The organism is Streptomyces sp. HUAS TT7 (assembly GCF_051550175.1).
GTDB lineage: Bacteria > Actinomycetota > Actinomycetes > Streptomycetales > Streptomycetaceae > Streptomyces.
On the sequence record NZ_CP196175.1, the window covers coordinates 5835975 to 5851570 of the forward strand.

A 15596-nucleotide genomic window follows, 5' to 3' on the forward strand; every position below is an offset into this window, starting at 1 on the left:
ATTTGTATCAAGCGTCCCGAGTGCGCGAAAAGCCGAGAGTCAGTGATCTGGGTCACATGTTGTTTGGCCTGGGGTTGGTCGGGTAAACGAGCGAATTTCGTTGGAGGGGAGGGGTGTTGGGGGTGATTGTCGGCGGCCGGGTCCCTTGACGTCCGGCTGTTCACATATCTAGTCTCCATTCCCATCGGTGGACTGGTTGCTTCTTGGTGGACGAGATCGCAGAGGAGAGTTGGCGCCGTGCGCGGACAGCGGATTGCCGAGGTGCGGCTCACCCCGGTCCTCATCTCCGACCCCCCGCTCCTCAATGTCCAGGGCGTGCATCAGCCCTACACGCCCCGCCTGGTCGTCGAGATCGTCACGGCCGACGGGGTTACCGGAATCGGTGAGACGTACGGTGACACCAAGTACCTCGAACTCGCCCATCCCTACGCCGGGGCCGTGGTCGGGCACGACATCGCTGACCTCAATGGGCTGTTCACATTGGTGAACAGGATCGGAGTGGCTGACTCCCGGATCGACCACGCGGTCGACGTCGGCGGGCTGCGCGGCGTCCAGAGCGCCGACAAGCTGCGCCTGTCCGTCGTCTCCGCGTTCGAGGTGGCCTGCCTGGACGCGCTCGGCAAGATCCAGGGCGTGCCCGTGCACACCCTGCTCGGCGGCAAGGTCCGCGACACCGTGGAGTACAGCGCGTATCTCTTCTACCGCTGGGCCGAACACCCGGGCGGCGCGGGCGAGAAGGACGACTGGGGCGCAGCCCTCGACCCCGCCGGGATCGTCGAGCAGGCCCGCCGCTTCGTACGCGAGCACGGCTTCACCTCCTTCAAGCTCAAGGGCGGCGTCTTCCCGCCCGAGCAGGAGGTCGCCGCGATCCGCGCCCTGGCCGACGCCTTCCCCGGCCACCCGCTCCGGCTCGACCCCAACGGCGGCTGGACGCCCCAGACCTCGCTCGGGGTTGCCGCCGGACTCGCGGACGTACTCGAATACCTGGAGGACCCGGCGCCGGGCACGGCCGCGATGGCCGAGGTGTCGCGGGGCACGGGCGTGCCGCTCGCCACCAACATGTGCGTGACGACGTTCCCCGAGATCAGGCAGGCGTTCCTGACCGACGCCGTCCAGGTGGTCCTGTCCGACCACCACTACTGGGGCGGCCTTCGCAGCACACGCGAACTGGCCGCGATCTGCCGGGTGTTCGGGGTCGGCATGTCCATGCACTCCAACACCCACATGGGGATCAGCCTCGCCGCGATGACCCATGTCGCGGCGACCGTCCCCAACCTCGACTACGCCTGCGACAGCCACTACCCGTGGCAGACCGAGGACGTGATCACCGCCCGGCACGTGTTCCGCGACGGGCGCCTGGACGTGTGTGACGCCCCCGGACTCGGCGTCGAACTCGACCCCGTCGCGCTCGCCCGCCTCCACCGGCGCTGGCTCGACGACGACGGCGCCCTGCGCGACCGCGACGACGCGGCCGCGATGCGCCGGGCGCCGGAGCACGCGACCTGGACAAGTCCGGTGCTGCCCCGCTGGTAGCGGCCCCCGGTCGGCGTACATCGGGCAGACTTGCCAGATCTGTACGCGAACGGAGAGCCCGCCGTGACGACACGACCCAGCAGAGAGCAGCCGCCCCACGAGCCCCAGCGGCCCCGCCCGGACTACTCGCCCGAGCGCGATCACGCGCCCGCCGAATGGCACCGTCCGGGCGGCGCCGACTCCCTGACGGAGCGCCGTCACGCCGCGGGCGCCGAGCCGCGCCGGTCCTCCCGGCTCGACCCGCTCGACGGGCTGCGCGACCCGCACGACCCGCCCTGCGACGTCTTCCTCACCGGCACGGTCTTCCTCGACATCATCTTCACCGGGCTCGGCTCCGCCCCCGTCCGCGGCACCGAGTCCTGGGCACGCGGCATGGGTTCGAGCCCCGGCGGCGTCGCCAACATGGCCACCGCGCTCGCCCGCCTCGGCCTGCGCACCTCCCTGGCCGCGGCCTTCGGCGACGACCACTACGGCGAGTACTGCTGGGACGCGCTCGAACAGGGCGAGGGCATCGACCTCTCGCTGTCGCGCACCGTGCCGGGCTGGCACTCCCCGGTCACCGTCTCCATGGCGTACGAGGGCGAACGCACGATGGTCACCCACGGCCACGAGGCGCCCCACGAACTGTCCGCGCCCAGCTGCCCGCCGCGCGCCCGGGCCGCGGTCGCCTCCCTGGTGCCGGGGCGGAGCGAGGGCTGGATCGCGGACGCGGCGCGCTCCGGCGCCCGGGTCTTCGCGGACGTCGGCTGGGACGACACGGGCCGCTGGGACCTGGCGGGGCTCCCCGACCTCGAACACTGCGAGGCGTTCCTGCCCAACGCGGCCGAGGCGATGGCCTACACCCGCACTGACTGCCCGCGCGCGGCGGCCCGCGCCCTGGCCGAGAAGGTGCCGCTCGCGGTGGTGACGCTGGGGCCGGAGGGCGCGTACGCGGTGGACGGCTCGACGGGCGAGACGGCGGACGTCCCGGCCATCGAGGTCGAGGCCCTCGACCCGACCGGGGCGGGCGACGTCTTCGTGGCGGGCTTCGTCACCGGCACCCTGGCCGGCTGGCCGCTCGCGGACCGGCTCGCCTTCGCGGGGCTCACCGCGGCGCTGTCGGTCCAGGAGTTCGGGGGGTCGCTGTCGGCGCCGGGCTGGGCGGAGATCGCGGGGTGGTGGGAAAGGGTCCGCACCCTGGCCCACCAGGACCCGTCGGCCCTGCGCCGCTACACCTTCCTGACCGACCTGCTCCCGGGCGCCGCCCGCACCTGGCCCCTGCGCCGAGCAGTCCCCACCCTGGGCTTCCGCCACCCGGTCTGACCCCGGTCCGACCTTGCGACCCCGGCCCGCAATCCAGCCCTTCCGGGCAGGGAAATCCAGCCGGGGCCCGCAATCCAGCCGGGGCCCGCAATTCGGCCCGAGCCCGTAAATCCAGCCTCTCCGGCATTTGAGGAGCGGGGGTCCGGGGGCGGCGCCCCCGGACGCGGCCCGCAGGCGGAGGACAACGGGGGACGGGGGCGCTCAGCCCCAAGGGGTTCGCGGGGGCACCCCGGGCAAGGGCAGGGCGGAAAACCTCTCGGACGCCCGCGCAGCAAGTCGTACGCTTGGTATCCCAGAGGTTCCCGAGCAGCGAGAACCCTGCAACGGGAGGTATGCGCAGGCCACAGAGCCGGCCCATGACTCAGACACCCACACACCCGCAGGCGCACGCCCAGATCACCATCCCGGCCAAGCACCCCATGGTGACCATCCTGGGTTCGAGCGACTCCCTGCTGCGCGTGATCGAGAAGGCCTTCCCGTCGGCCGACATACACGTACGGGGCAATGTGATCAGCGCCGTGGGGGACGCGACGGAAGTCGCCCTCATTCAGCGGCTGTTCGACGAGATGATGCTGGTGCTCCGCACCGGACAGTCGATGACGGAGGACGCAGTGGAACGCTCGATCGCCATGCTCCGGGCCAATGGCAGCGCCAACGGCAACGGAGCCAATGGGGACGGACACCGCGAGACACCCGCCGAGGTGCTCACGCAGAACATCCTCTCCAGCCGCGGCCGCACCATCCGCCCCAAGACCCTCAACCAGAAGCGGTACGTCGACGCGATCGACAAGCACACGATCGTCTTCGGCATCGGCCCCGCCGGTACCGGCAAGACCTACCTCGCCATGGCCAAGGCGGTCCAGGCCCTGCAGTCCAAGCAGGTCACCCGGATCATCCTGACCAGACCGGCCGTCGAGGCCGGCGAGCGCCTGGGCTTCCTGCCCGGCACGCTCTACGAGAAGATCGACCCGTACCTGCGCCCGCTGTACGACGCCCTGCACGACATGCTCGACCCGGACTCGATCCCGCGCCTGATGGCGGCGGGGACCATTGAGGTGGCGCCGCTGGCGTACATGCGTGGGCGTAGCCAGCCGCTCTTCACGAACGTCCTCACACCGGATGGGTGGCGCCCCATCGGAGACCTCCAGGTCGGTGACCTGGTCATCGGCTCGAACGGTGAGCCGACCCCGGTGCTCGGTGTCTACCCGCAGGGTGAGAAGGACATCTATCGCGTCTCGGCTCAGGACGGTTCGTGGACGCTGTGCTGCGGCGAGCACCTGTGGACGGTCAGGACACGCGACGACAAGCGCCGTGACAAGCCGTGGCGGGTCCTGGAAACCCAGGAGATGATCGGGAACTTGCGTGCGGGCCATGCCCGGCGGTTCGAGTTGCCGATGCTCACCGCGCCGGTCAGCTTCCCGGAGCGCGAAGTACCCATGGACCCGTATGCGCTGGGACTGCTCCTCGGAGACGGTTGCCTGACGGGATCCACCACTCCGTCCTTCGCCACCGAGGACGCCGAGCTCGCTCAGGCGTTGGAGGCCGCTCTACCGGGAGTTTCCGTCCGGCACAAGGGCGGCCCCGACTACGTTCTCAACAGGGTGAAGTCGCCCGGCGACGTGATGACCCTGGAGAACCCGGTGACCGGCATGCTTCGCGAGCTGGACCTGGTCGGCACTCGCTCGCACTCCAAGTTCGTGCCGAACGACTATCTGTACAACACGGCAGAGGTCCGCCTTGCTGTCCTTCAGGGCCTGCTCGACTCCGACGGCGGCCCGGTCACGCAGAATGACCGCACCTGCCGCATCCAGTACTCGACCGCGTCGATTGTCCTGCGGGACGACGTCATCGCCCTCGTCCAGTCCTTGGGCGGTGTCGCCTACACACGGCGCCGTCGGGCCGAGGGCCGCGAGCAGGGCACTGCCCTGGCCGCCCACCGGTACGACTCCCACGTGGTCGACATCCGCCTCCCCGAAGGCATCGAGCCCTTCCGTCTCCCCCGCAAGCGCGATACGTACCACGCGGCGGGAGGCGGCGGGCGCCCCATGCGTTTCATCGACAGCATCGAGCCCGCAGGCCGCGAGGAGGCGGTCTGCATCCAGGTGGCCGCCGAGGACTCGCTGTACGTGACGCAGGACTACCTGCTGACGCACAACACCCTGAACGACGCGTTCATCATCCTCGACGAGGCGCAGAACACCAGCGCCGAGCAGATGAAGATGTTCCTGACCAGGCTCGGCTTCGACTCGAAGATCGTCATCACGGGCGACATCACCCAGGTCGACCTTCCGGGCGGCACGAAGAGCGGTCTGCGCCAGGTCCAGGACATCCTGGACGGCGTCGAGGACGTGCACTTCTCCCGGCTCACCTCGCAGGATGTCGTACGGCACAAGCTCGTCGGCCGTATCGTCGACGCGTACGAGCAGTACGACAGCCGCCAGGACCAGAACGGCCGGGGCGGCCGGAACGGGAAGTAGAGCAGAGCGCACCATGTCGATCGACGTCAACAACGAGTCCGGAACCGAGGTCGACGAGCAGGCGATCCTCGACATCGCCCGCTACGCCCTCACGCGGATGCGGATCCACCCGCTCTCCGAGCTCTCGGTGATCGTCGTGGACGCCGAGGCCATGGAGCAGCTGCACATCCAGTGGATGGACCTGCCGGGCCCGACCGATGTCATGTCCTTCCCGATGGACGAGCTGCGTCCGCCGTCGAAGGACGACGAGGAGCCCCCGCAGGGCCTCCTCGGTGACATCGTCCTGTGCCCGGAGGTCGCCAAGAAGCAGGGCGAGGACGCCGAGACGCAGCACTCCATGGACGAGGAGCTCCAGCTCCTCACCGTCCACGGAGTGCTGCACCTGCTCGGCTACGACCACGAGGAGCCGGACGAGAAGGCCGAGATGTTCGGCCTCCAGGCGGCGATCGTGGACGGCTGGCGCGCGGAGAAGGGCCTGACCGGTCCCTCCCCGGCGCCGACCGTCTCATGACCGGCCAACTGATCGCGGGCGCCGTCGCGCTGGTCGTCGTCGCCTGGCTCGCGGCCTGCGCCGAGGCCGGCATCGCCCGTACGTCCTCCTTCCGCGCGGAGGAGGCCGTACGCACCGGCCGGCGCGGCAGCGCCAAGCTCGCCCAGATCGCCTCCGACCCGACGCGCTACCTGAACGTGGCGCTGCTGGTGCGGGTCGCCTGCGAGATGGCCGCCGGGGTCCTCGTCACCTACGTGTGCCTCGACGAGTTCGCCGAGACCTGGACCGCGTTGCTCGTCGCCATCGGCGTGATGGTGCTCGTCTCGTACGTCGCCGTCGGCGTCTCGCCCCGCACCATCGGCCGCCAGCACCCCCTGAACACCGCGACGGCGGCCGCCTACGTGCTGCTGCCGCTGGCCAGGATCATGGGGCCGATCCCGCAGCTCCTGATCCTGCTCGGCAATGCGCTCACCCCCGGAAAGGGCTTCCGCAAGGGGCCGTTCGCGTCCGAGGCCGAGCTGCGGGCGATGGTGGACCTCGCCGAGCAGGAGTCGCTGATCGAGGACGACGAGCGCCGGATGGTGCACTCGGTGTTCGAGCTGGGCGACACCCTGGTGCGCGAGGTCATGGTGCCGCGCACCGACCTCGTCTGCATCGAGCGGTACAAGACGATCCGCCAGGCGCTCACCCTCGCCCTGCGCTCGGGCTTCTCGCGCATCCCGGTGACCGGCGAGAACGAGGACGACATCGTCGGGATCGTGTATTTGAAGGATCTGGTGCGGAAGACGCACATCAACCGGGACTCCGAGGCCGATCTCGTCTCCACCGCGATGCGGCCCGCCGCCTTCGTGCCCGACACCAAGAACGCCGGTGACCTGCTGCGCGAAATGCAGCAGCAGCGCAGCCACGTCGCGGTCGTCATCGACGAGTACGGCGGCACCGCCGGCATCGTCACCATCGAGGACATCCTGGAGGAGATCGTCGGTGAGATCACCGACGAGTACGACCGCGAACTGCCGCCGGTCACCGAGCTCGCGGACGGCTGCTTCCGGGTGACCGCCCGGCTCGACATCGGCGACCTGGGCGAGCTGTTCGGCTTCGACGAGTTCGACGACGAGGACGTCGAAACCGTCGGCGGGCTGCTCGCCAAGTCGCTCGGCCGGGTGCCGATCGCGGGCGCCTCGGCCGTGGTGGAACTGCCCGACTCGCGCAGGCTGCGGCTCACCGCCGAGTCCCCGGCAGGCCGCCGCAACAAGATCGTCACCGTACTGGTGGAGCCGACCGAGGACGACGAGGAGAAGGGGAGCGCGGAGTGACACCCGAGCAACTGAGGGCGTTCTGCCTGGAGTTCAACGCCGCGACGGAGGAGTTCCCGTTCGGCCCGGAGACCTCCGTCTTCAAGGTGCTCGGGAAGATGTTCGCGCTCACCGCGCTCGACGGGAAGCCGCTCACCGTCAACCTCAAGTGCGACCCGGACGACGCGGTCCGGCTGCGCGGGGAGCACGCCGCGATCGTGCCGGGCTGGCACATGAACAAGCGGCACTGGAACACCGTGGACGTGGCCGGGCTCCCGGACCGGCTGGTCCGGGAGCTCATCGAGGACTCGTACGACCTGGTGGTCGCCGGTCTGCCGAAGGCCGAGCGGCTCCGCCTCGACCGGGCCTGAGCACTCAAGCCCGCTTGCGCAGGCCGAGGCCGATCAGGGCGGCCGCCGCGATCACGATCACCGCGTCGATCGCGAGCACCGTGCGCACCCCGTCGAACAGCGAGGCCTGCGTCGTGGCGAGCACGCCGAGCAGCGGGATGCCGACGGTCAGGCCGACCTGCTGGGTGGTGGTGACGAGGCCGGTCGCCAGGCCCTGCTCCTCGTTCGGCACCCCGCTGGTCACGGTCACGCCGTACGAGATGATCGCGCCGAGGTGGCACATGCTGGCCAGCGAGACGGCGACCGTCGCGAGCAGAGCGCCCGACCCCGTGCCGAGGCCAAGGAGGGCGGCGATGAAGACGCCCTGACCGAGCAGCGAGCCGACCAGGACCCGCCGGGCGCCGAAGCGGCCGATGAACTTGGCGGCGTACGCACCGGCGACGGCCGAGGCGACGCCCTGGATGCCGAAGATCAGGCCGGTCTCGAAGGACGAGAGCCCCAGGGTCTCCTGGAGGTAGAGGGTCAGGACGAAGATGACCGCGGACATCATCGAGAAGGTGACCAGGCCGCCCAGGTTGCCCCAGGCCACCGTGCGGCGCTTCAGCATCGGCAGCGAGACCAGCGGGGCCGAGGCCTTCGACTCGACGATCACGAACGCGACGAGCAGGGCGAGGCCCACGATCAGGGTGCCCCACACGTCCGCGCCGCCGAAGCCGCGCTGGGCCGCCGTCGACAGGGCGTAGATCACCGCGAGCAGACCGCCGGTGACGGTGACGGCGCCGGGCACGTCCAGGCGCGGCCGCTCCGGGGTGCGGGACTCGGGCAGCAGGCCGGGGGCGAGCACCAGCACGATCGCCGCGAAGAGCACGAGCAGGCCCATCGTGGAGCGCCAGCCCAGGGTGTCGGTCATGACGCCGCCGAGCACCATGCCGGTGGTGTAGCCGAGCGACAGCAGGGTGCCGGAGATACCCAGCGCCTTGTCCCGCAGCGGGCCCTCGGGGAACGTCGTGGTCAGCAGGGACATGCCGGTCGGCACGATGACGGCCGCGCCCAGGCCCTGCAGTGCGCGCCCGGTCAGGAAGGACGCCGGGTCCCAGGCGAGGGTGGCGAGCAGCGAGGCCGTGCCGAACAGCGCGAGCCCGGTCAGGAACAGCTTCTTGCGGCCGAAGAGGTCGGCGATGCGGCCGAACAGGAGCAGGAAGCCGCCCGACGGCAGGGCGAACGCGGTGACCGCCCACTGCAGTGCGGACTGGTTCAGGCCCAGGTCCTTGCCGAGCGCGGGCAGCGCCACGTTCAGTACGGAGAAGTCGAGCGCCACCATGAACTGCGCGGCGCAGAGCACGAAGAGGACCAGCTTGGCCCGGCCGGTCAGCCGGTCTACCTGGGGAGCCGCCGTGTGCGGCCCGGTGATTGTCGTCTGTGTATCGATCGCCATGGCCACTACCTTCGCGGCCCGGGAATGCCCGTGGAGAGTGGGAACTTATCCTGTTGGTGGCACCACCAGGCAGCCGACAGGGGGAGTTCGTGGCTACACCGATCGACAAGCACCGCCGCAGCGAACTGCGCGAGTTCCTGATGAGCAGGCGGGCCAGGATCACCCCCACGCAGGCCGGACTGCCCGACGGCGGGGCCCGCCGTCGCACCCCCGGGCTGCGCCGCGAGGAGGTCGCCGTGCTCGCCGGGGTCGGGGTCTCCTGGTACCAGTGGCTGGAGCAGGGCCGCGACATCACGGTGTCCCCGCAGGTGCTCGACTCGGTGGGCCGGGTCCTCCAGCTGACCAGCGCCGAGCGCCGCCACCTGTACGTGCTCGCCGGGCTCAACCCGCCGGCGCCCGAGGTCGACCCGTCGAACGTCGACATGTGCCACGGGCTCCAGCGCCTGATCGACGCCTGGATGCCGTTCCCCGCACACATCATGGACGCGTACTGGAACACGGTGATGTACAACGACGCGGCCGCCCTCGTCCTCGGGATGCGTCCGGAGATCGTGCAGAACTGTCTGATCGCGTTCTTCACCGACCCCATCTACCGCGCCCGCGCCAAGCGTTGGGACGAGATCGCCTGCACCGTCGTCGCCCAGTTCCGGGCGGCCTGCTCGGAGCGGCCCGACGACGAGGGGTTCCAGGCGGTCGTCGAACAGGCCAAGGAGCTCAGCCCGGAGTTCGTGGAGCTGTGGGAACGGCGCGACGTCCAGCCCGGCGGGCTGCTCCGCAAGGAGATGGAGCACCCGGTCGTCGGCGCGCTGCACGTCGAGTCGACCCAGCTGCGCGTCCCGGCCCGCCCGGACCTGGTGATCGTGCTGCACACCCCGCTGCCGAACACGGACACCGCCGAGAAGCTGGAGTGGCTGACCTCCCCGGAGGGCCGGCGGGGGTCGATGTACCCGATCGCGGGGTGAGGCCCTGGGGGACGCGAGGGGCGGGCCGTCCCATAGGGTCGGCGGGCACATACACCTTTCGTTTCCCGTGGGGGGATCACACATGTCTGTTTCCGTCTCCGTCAGACGTACCGCCGCCGTGGCCCTGGCCGCCTCGTCCCTGCTGTTCGCCGCCGCGTGCGGGGGGTCGGACAGCAAGAGCGACAAGTCCACCGAGAAGGACACCACCACGTCCGCGGCACCCTCGGCGGCCGCCCGCGCCGGCGCGGCGAAGTCCGTCACCGAGGCCCAGCTGAAGGCGGCCCTGCTGGCCGCGAACGAAGTTCCGGCGGGCTGGAAGGCCGACCCGGAGCCCGGGGACAGCGTGGGCAAGGCCGACAACCGCGACTGCCAGAAGTTCCTGGACCTCATGCAGGGGCAGCCCACCGCGCTGGGGGCGGCCGCCCGGCAGACGAACAACTTCGACAACGGAGGCCAGCAGGTCTTCGGCTTCGACGCGGACAAGGCCGCCGGATACCTCAAGGGCTTCGACGCGACCGTCGCCACGTGCGCGTCGTTCACCGTCGACATGGACGGCGAGAAGGCGCCCGCCACCGTCAAGCCGCTCACCGTGGACAAGGCGGGCGACGAGGCCCACGGCTACGAGCTGGTCATCGACATGGGCCCGGTGAAGATGGGCTTCCACAACTACGTGATCCGCAAGGGCGCGGCACTGAGCACGTTCTCGACGAAGACCGAGCAGCCGGGCGCCGCCCCGACGGCCGAGTTCAAGACCGTCACCGCCACCGTCGCCAAGAAGCTGGACCAGGCGGTCAAGGGCTGAGCCCCCGCGGCCTCGGGGCCCGGCACTCCTTATGCTCGGGGCATGACTCAGAGCACCGAACTCGACCCCGAGGACCGCAAGATCATCACCCTCGCGCGCAGCGCCCGGGCCCGCAACGGCGTGGCCGAGGGCGCCGCCGTGCGCGACGAGACCGGCCGCACCTACGTCGCCGGAACGGTCGAGCTCGCCTCCCTGAAGCTGTCCGCCCTCCAGACCGCGGTCGCCATGGCGGTGGCCAGCGGCGCGAAGTCCCTGGAGGCGGCAGCGGTGGTGACAGAGGCCGACCGCCCCGCGGCGGCGGACCTGTCAGCAGTACGAGACCTGGGCGGCCCAGAGACCCCGGTACTGCTGGCGGGCCCGGACGGGGAAGTACGCACGAGGGCCTGACCGGTACGAGCCGGGCACCTTGGTGAGGGGTGCGCAGGCGCTGCCGCGGCTGGGTGGGGGCTGATTGCGCAGTTCCCCGCGCCCCTGAAACCTGCTTTTGGCCGCGGGCCGGTGGGCTGCTCGCGCCTTCCCTGCGCCCCTTTGGGACGCTGAACAGCCCAGCACTGACCGACCCCGACTCCCTGGGGGCGCGGGGCTGTGACATGTGCGGCTCCGCCGCGTGGGCGCGAGCCAGTGGTACTGGGCGCCCCACAGGGGCGCGGGGAACTGCGCGAGCACCACGAACGGCCCGCACCCTACGACGAACCCCTCAAGGGGCGCGGGGCTGTGACACCGTGCGGCTCCGCCGCGTGGCGCACCCCCCGCCCCACCCACCCCGCAAGAATCAAGGCGATGGCTCTTGCAATCCGACGCGCCCCGCGCATCAATGGACGCACAGTCGATCCGACGGGCCGTCAGGTCAAGGGACGGACCGGCACGGGGTGCAGAGCCGCAGCCCCGCGCCGGAGTCGGATGCGCTCCCTCCGCGCAGTTGAAGCAGCCCCTGCAGAGCCATGCCCGCACGCCCGCGCACCCGTGCGCGTGGGCCGCCGGGGGCCGCTGCGCGGTCGTGTGCCGATGACGCGGCAGACGATCAACTCCCTGTAACGGGAAGGGGAATCATGCGTAGGAGCACCAGAAGGCCGGTCGCGCGGGCCGCACTCGCGGTGGGAGCGGTGGCCGTGGCGGGCCTCGCCTTCGCGCCGGGCGCGGCCGCCGTCTCGCCGGGCTCGGCGACCGCCACGTACGACTGCGGGACCTGGGGCGGCGGCAGTGCCACGCTCACCGCGACCCAGAGCGGTGCGGCCGCGACCATCACGCTGACCTCGGCCGTCACCACGCCGGTCGCCGTCGGCGCCAACCAGATCAGCGCGAACCTGACCCTCGCCAAGGGCGCCGGTGGCACCACGGTGTTCAGCGGCCAGGCCAACCCCGCGCTGAGCGCGGGCGACCCGGTCACGATCGGCCCGCTGAACGGGACCGTGGCCTCCGGTGACAGCCTCGACTCGTACTTCGCCGGCACCGCCCTGTCGATGACGATCTTCGGGGTCTCGGTGAACTGCGACGCGACGACCTCGCAGGCGCCGGGCCCGTTCGTCTTCGACTGACCCGCGCACCCGCACCATCACGCACCACGCAGAACGAGCCGGTGCCGTCCCGGGCGGCGCCGGCTTTCGTGTGCCCGCAGCACGCCCAAGTGGCCTGAAATGCCGGGATCTTGACAGTATCTGATGGGTCATCAGTTGCTGCGGCGGGATGGCATTGACTTCTTTTCGCCCCGAGCCGTCAATGGCCCCCTGTCGGCGCAGCCGAGCCGCGCTGTGCCACTTCAGGAAGGGGGGCAAGCCCATGTCGGAACGTCGAAGACGGCGTCTGGCCGCCGTATTGGGGGCGGTCGCACTCGCCGCGGGAACCGGCGCGCTCGCCGCACCCGCGAGCGCACTGGCCGCGACGCCGGTCGACTTCGCCACGCACTGCATCCCGCCGGCCATCGCCGGAATCCCGCCGATCGACGGCACCACGAACGCGACCGTCACCGTCGACAACGAGGCACCCAAGGTCGGCGACAAGGTCACCGTCACCTACACGGTGAACAAGCCCGCCGCCAGTAACCCCGTCGACATCGCCCTGCCCGCCGACATCATGACCCCGACCGGAAAGGTCGTCCTCGCGGGCGCCCAGACCGGCACCGTGGACGTGGCGGGCCCGAAGAAGAACGACCCGGTGCCCGGCAAGGGCGCCTTCCCGGCGTTCTCCATGAGCGGCAGCTTCACCGCCACCAAGGCCGGCGCGATCACCCTGTCGCCCGGCGACTACAACATCCACACCAGCTACATCATGGAGCTGGACACACCCTGCACCGTCACCAACCCGCCCGCCCCCGTCTCCGGGACGGTCAACGCCACGGACGGCGGCGGACAGGTCAACCAGCGCGCCATCACGGCCGACCCGGCCTCGGGCAACGCCGGTGACCGCACGACGGTGACCGGGTCCAAGTTCACCCCCGACGCGGACGTCACCGTCGCGGGCTGGAACGGCACCGCCACCACCGCCGACAAGATCACCTTCAAGTCGGACGCCAACGGCGGCTTCACCGCCCGGCCGACGATCAAGGACCCGGCGACCACCGGGATCGTGGCCTACGAAGGGGCGGCCTGGAACCCGGCGAACGGCGCGGGCCCGGTGGCGTACCACGTCAACAGCGGGCCGCCGCCGACCGGACCGGGCCAGAAACTCAACGCGGCCGTGACCGCGGGCACGCTCGCGATGTCCCAGGCCGGCGACAGCGTCGATCTCAAGGCCGTCGACTTCGGCAAGGGCGGCGCCTCCACCGGCGATCTGAAGACGGTGACGGTCCAGGACTTCCGCGGCGGGCCCGCGGGCTGGTCCCTGACCGGCAAGGTCACCAACTTCACCGGCCCCGGCGGCTCCATCGACGCGGGCAAGCTCAGCTGGACCCCGGCCTGCGCCACCAAGCCCGGCTCCCCGTCCGTGTGCGCCGCGGGCTCGGCCGGCGGCGTGGGCAGCGCGGGCGCGACCCTCGCCTCCACCCCGAACGCGGCGCTCACCGGCGGCGAGTTCGCCGTGGACGCGAAGCTCTCGCTTGACGTGCCGGCGTTCACCGCGCCCGGCGCCTACAGCGGCGTGCTGACCCTCACCCTCACGTAGGGGCTCACACATCCACCCGTGGGCCGGACGCGCACCCGGCCGGCCCACCCGTCCCCGGGGGTCCCGCACCGTGCGCAAGCTGCCCGTACTCCTCCTGGCTGCCGTGCTCGCCCTGCTCGCCGCGCCCGCGGCCCGCGCCGCCGACAACGGCAACTGGTCCGTCTTCCCCGCGTCCACGGGCAGCGCCCAGCGCCCGTACTTCTACCTCTCCGCCGACCCCGGCACCACCCTCGCCGACAAGGTGACCGTCACCAACAAGACGGCGGCGCCGCTGAACTTCCGCCTTTACGGGGCGGACGCGTACAACACCGAGCGCGACGGCGGGTTCGCCGTGCGCACCGAGAAGGAGCGGCAGACCGGGGTGGGGGCCTGGGTGAAAGCCGCCCAGAACACGGTCACCGTCCCCGCCCGCTCCTCGGTCACCGTGCCCTTCACGCTCACCGTGCCGCCGGACGCCGAGCCCGGCGACCACGTCGGCGCCCTGGTCGCGCTCGACGACCATCTCGCGCCGGGACCGGCCGCCGACGGCACGGTCGCCGTCGGTATCCAGCAGGCCGTGGGCGCCCGGGTGTATCTGCGCGTCGGCGGCCCCACCGTCCCCGCCCTCGCCGTCGAGCACGTCTCCCTCGCCCAGCACCGGCCGCTGGTCCCCGGCATGGGGGAGAGCCGCACCGACATCACGTACACCCTGCACAACCGCGGCAACGTCACCCTCAACCCGAAGGTCGACCTGAGCGCCACCGGACTTTTCGGCCGTACGCTGCTCAGCCGCGGCCTGACCAAAGTCCCCTCCGAGCTGCTGCCCGGACAGCAGGTCACGCTCACCGAGGCATGGCGCGGGGCGCCCCAACTCGACTGGGGCGACGTCGAGTTGACCGCGAGCGCCAAGGATGCGCGGGGCTCGGCGGCGGCCTCCTTCCTGGCCCTGCCCTGGCTGGCCGGGGGAGTCCTGCTCGCCGCCGCCCTCGCCTTGGTCGCCCAGCGGATCGTGCGCCGTCGTATCGTGGCCCGGTCATGACACATACGGCAGGTGGGGGGCAACCGTCATGCGGACGGGGCGCAGGGAAAAGCTGACGGGGTGCGCGGCGGTGCTGGCGGCACTGGTCACGGTCGCGGGGTGCGGCGGCTCGGACGACGCGGCGTCGGACAAACCCGCGCCCGCCCAGAGTGCCGCGAAGCCCGCCGTCGGGGGCAGGCCGTTCACCCAGGCGCAGACCGACGCTGCCCTGCTCACCGCGCAGGATCTCGGCGCGGGCTGGGCCGAGGACGAGGACCCGGCGGACAGCCCCTCCGCGGACGTCAGCGGGGGCGACAACTCGGACGTCGGTGCCGAGGGCGGCACCGAGAGCGCCAACAGCGCGCAGTGCGACACGTACATGGAGACGTGGAACGGGCCCAAGGAGGGCCAGGGCGCGGCGAGTTCGACCCGCGACTACGCCAAGGACTCCGGCGCCGAGCATCTGACCTTCCGGATCGTGGCGTACCCCTCCGCCGACGAGGCGGCCAAGGCGGTCGCGGCCTCCCGTGCCCTGCCCGCCGCCTGCGACGGGGGCTCGCTCGACTTCAACTGGGGCGGGCCCGAGAAGAGCGAGGTCAAGGCGGAGAGCGTGGCGAAGCTGGGGGACGAGGCGGTGGGGATGCGGGTGACGGCGCCGCTCGCCTCGGTGCCGGGCACCGAGCTCCACATGCAGGTCCTGACGGTCCGCGAGGGAGCGAACGTCTCCACGGTGACCTTCGCCGCCCAGACCGCGGCGGACCCGGCCCTGCTCCCCGCATTGCTGGCAAAGGCCGCCGCCCGCCTCCACACCGTGACCCAGGGCGCGACGCCCTAGCCGGAGGGGGGGCCGGGGCCCC

At 71.3% G+C, this 15596-nt stretch carries 14 protein-coding genes; 13 read left to right on the top strand and 1 reads right to left on the bottom strand.

The features are described 5' to 3' along the window. Positions 1-237: 237 nt before the first annotated feature. The 6 genes from ACSHXC_RS26245 to ACSHXC_RS26270 all read left to right on the top strand — a co-directional run bounded on the left by ACSHXC_RS26245 (position 238) and on the right by ACSHXC_RS26270 (position 7468). Entirely contained in the window at positions 238-1533 is a 1296-nt protein-coding gene (locus ACSHXC_RS26245; protein ID WP_438293938.1) for a glucarate dehydratase family protein, read from the top strand. Between the two features lie 183 nt (positions 1534-1716). Then, the gene (locus ACSHXC_RS26250) at positions 1717-2835 is read left to right on the top strand and encodes a carbohydrate kinase family protein (RefSeq protein WP_438296832.1); all 1119 of its coding nucleotides are present in this window, start codon (positions 1717-1719) and stop codon (positions 2833-2835) included. Between the two features lie 356 nt (positions 2836-3191). After that, positions 3192-5312: a PhoH family protein gene (locus ACSHXC_RS26255; RefSeq protein WP_438293939.1), complete on the top strand. Its 2121-nt coding sequence runs from the start codon at positions 3192-3194 to the stop codon at positions 5310-5312. A gap of 13 nt (positions 5313-5325) precedes the next feature. Then, the gene (ybeY, locus tag ACSHXC_RS26260; RefSeq protein WP_100578292.1) at positions 5326-5823 is read left to right on the top strand and encodes an rRNA maturation RNase YbeY; all 498 of its coding nucleotides are present in this window, start codon (positions 5326-5328) and stop codon (positions 5821-5823) included. Next, positions 5820-7118, top strand: coding sequence for a hemolysin family protein (locus ACSHXC_RS26265; RefSeq protein ID WP_438293940.1), 1299 nt, complete (start codon positions 5820-5822; stop codon positions 7116-7118). The genes ybeY and ACSHXC_RS26265 overlap by 4 nt, the downstream gene beginning before the upstream one ends. Continuing rightward, the gene (locus ACSHXC_RS26270; protein ID WP_438293941.1) at positions 7115-7468 is read left to right on the top strand and encodes an MmcQ/YjbR family DNA-binding protein; all 354 of its coding nucleotides are present in this window, start codon (positions 7115-7117) and stop codon (positions 7466-7468) included. Before ACSHXC_RS26265 ends, ACSHXC_RS26270 begins: the two co-directional genes overlap by 4 nt. Before the next feature lie 4 nt (positions 7469-7472). Here the strand turns inward: ACSHXC_RS26270 and ACSHXC_RS26275 are convergent, their stop codons facing one another. Further along, a complete protein-coding gene (locus ACSHXC_RS26275; protein WP_438293943.1) occupies positions 7473-8882 on the bottom strand; it encodes an MFS transporter in 1410 nt (469 codons plus the stop codon). A 140-nt stretch (positions 8883-9022) separates the two neighbouring features. Here ACSHXC_RS26275 and ACSHXC_RS26280 point away from each other — a divergent pair, with 140 nt between their 5' ends. The 7 genes from ACSHXC_RS26280 (at position 9023) to ACSHXC_RS26310 (ending at position 15574) form a co-directional block, all read left to right on the top strand. Next, the gene (locus ACSHXC_RS26280) at positions 9023-9844 is read left to right on the top strand and encodes a helix-turn-helix transcriptional regulator (RefSeq protein WP_438296834.1); all 822 of its coding nucleotides are present in this window, start codon (positions 9023-9025) and stop codon (positions 9842-9844) included. Positions 9845-9926: 82 nt separating this feature from the next. Further along, a complete protein-coding gene (locus ACSHXC_RS26285; protein ID WP_438293944.1) occupies positions 9927-10646 on the top strand; it encodes a hypothetical protein in 720 nt (239 codons plus the stop codon). A 42-nt stretch (positions 10647-10688) separates the two neighbouring features. Beyond that, the gene (locus tag ACSHXC_RS26290; protein ID WP_438293945.1) at positions 10689-11033 is read left to right on the top strand and encodes a cytidine deaminase; all 345 of its coding nucleotides are present in this window, start codon (positions 10689-10691) and stop codon (positions 11031-11033) included. A gap of 662 nt (positions 11034-11695) precedes the next feature. Beyond that, entirely contained in the window at positions 11696-12181 is a 486-nt protein-coding gene (locus ACSHXC_RS26295) for a hypothetical protein (RefSeq protein ID WP_438293946.1), read from the top strand. A gap of 241 nt (positions 12182-12422) precedes the next feature. Next, on the top strand, positions 12423-13742 hold the full coding sequence (locus ACSHXC_RS26300; protein WP_438293947.1) for a beta-xylosidase: 1320 nt from the start codon (positions 12423-12425) through the stop codon (positions 13740-13742). Between the two features lie 70 nt (positions 13743-13812). Beyond that, positions 13813-14760, top strand: a complete 948-nt coding sequence (locus ACSHXC_RS26305; RefSeq protein ID WP_438293948.1) for a WxL protein peptidoglycan domain-containing protein — start codon at positions 13813-13815, stop codon at positions 14758-14760. 28 nt (positions 14761-14788) lie between these two features. Then, the gene (locus ACSHXC_RS26310) at positions 14789-15574 is read left to right on the top strand and encodes a hypothetical protein (protein ID WP_438293950.1); all 786 of its coding nucleotides are present in this window, start codon (positions 14789-14791) and stop codon (positions 15572-15574) included. The last annotated feature ends 22 nt before the right edge of the window (positions 15575-15596 follow it).

Coding starts and splice junctions, on each gene's coding strand:
- ACSHXC_RS26255 (WP_438293939.1), top strand. CDS start 3,192: ATGACTCAGACACCCACACACCCGCAGGCGCACGCCCAGATCACCATC.
- ybeY (WP_100578292.1), top strand. CDS start 5,326: ATGTCGATCGACGTCAACAACGAGTCCGGAACCGAGGTCGACGAGCAG.
- ACSHXC_RS26265 (WP_438293940.1), top strand. CDS start 5,820: ATGACCGGCCAACTGATCGCGGGCGCCGTCGCGCTGGTCGTCGTCGCC.
- ACSHXC_RS26275 (WP_438293943.1), bottom strand. CDS start 8,882: ATGGCGATCGATACACAGACGACAATCACCGGGCCGCACACGGCGGCT.
- ACSHXC_RS26280 (WP_438296834.1), top strand. CDS start 9,023: ATGAGCAGGCGGGCCAGGATCACCCCCACGCAGGCCGGACTGCCCGAC.
- ACSHXC_RS26285 (WP_438293944.1), top strand. CDS start 9,927: ATGTCTGTTTCCGTCTCCGTCAGACGTACCGCCGCCGTGGCCCTGGCC.
- ACSHXC_RS26290 (WP_438293945.1), top strand. CDS start 10,689: ATGACTCAGAGCACCGAACTCGACCCCGAGGACCGCAAGATCATCACC.
- ACSHXC_RS26295 (WP_438293946.1), top strand. CDS start 11,696: ATGCGTAGGAGCACCAGAAGGCCGGTCGCGCGGGCCGCACTCGCGGTG.
- ACSHXC_RS26300 (WP_438293947.1), top strand. CDS start 12,423: ATGTCGGAACGTCGAAGACGGCGTCTGGCCGCCGTATTGGGGGCGGTC.
- ACSHXC_RS26310 (WP_438293950.1), top strand. CDS start 14,789: ATGCGGACGGGGCGCAGGGAAAAGCTGACGGGGTGCGCGGCGGTGCTG.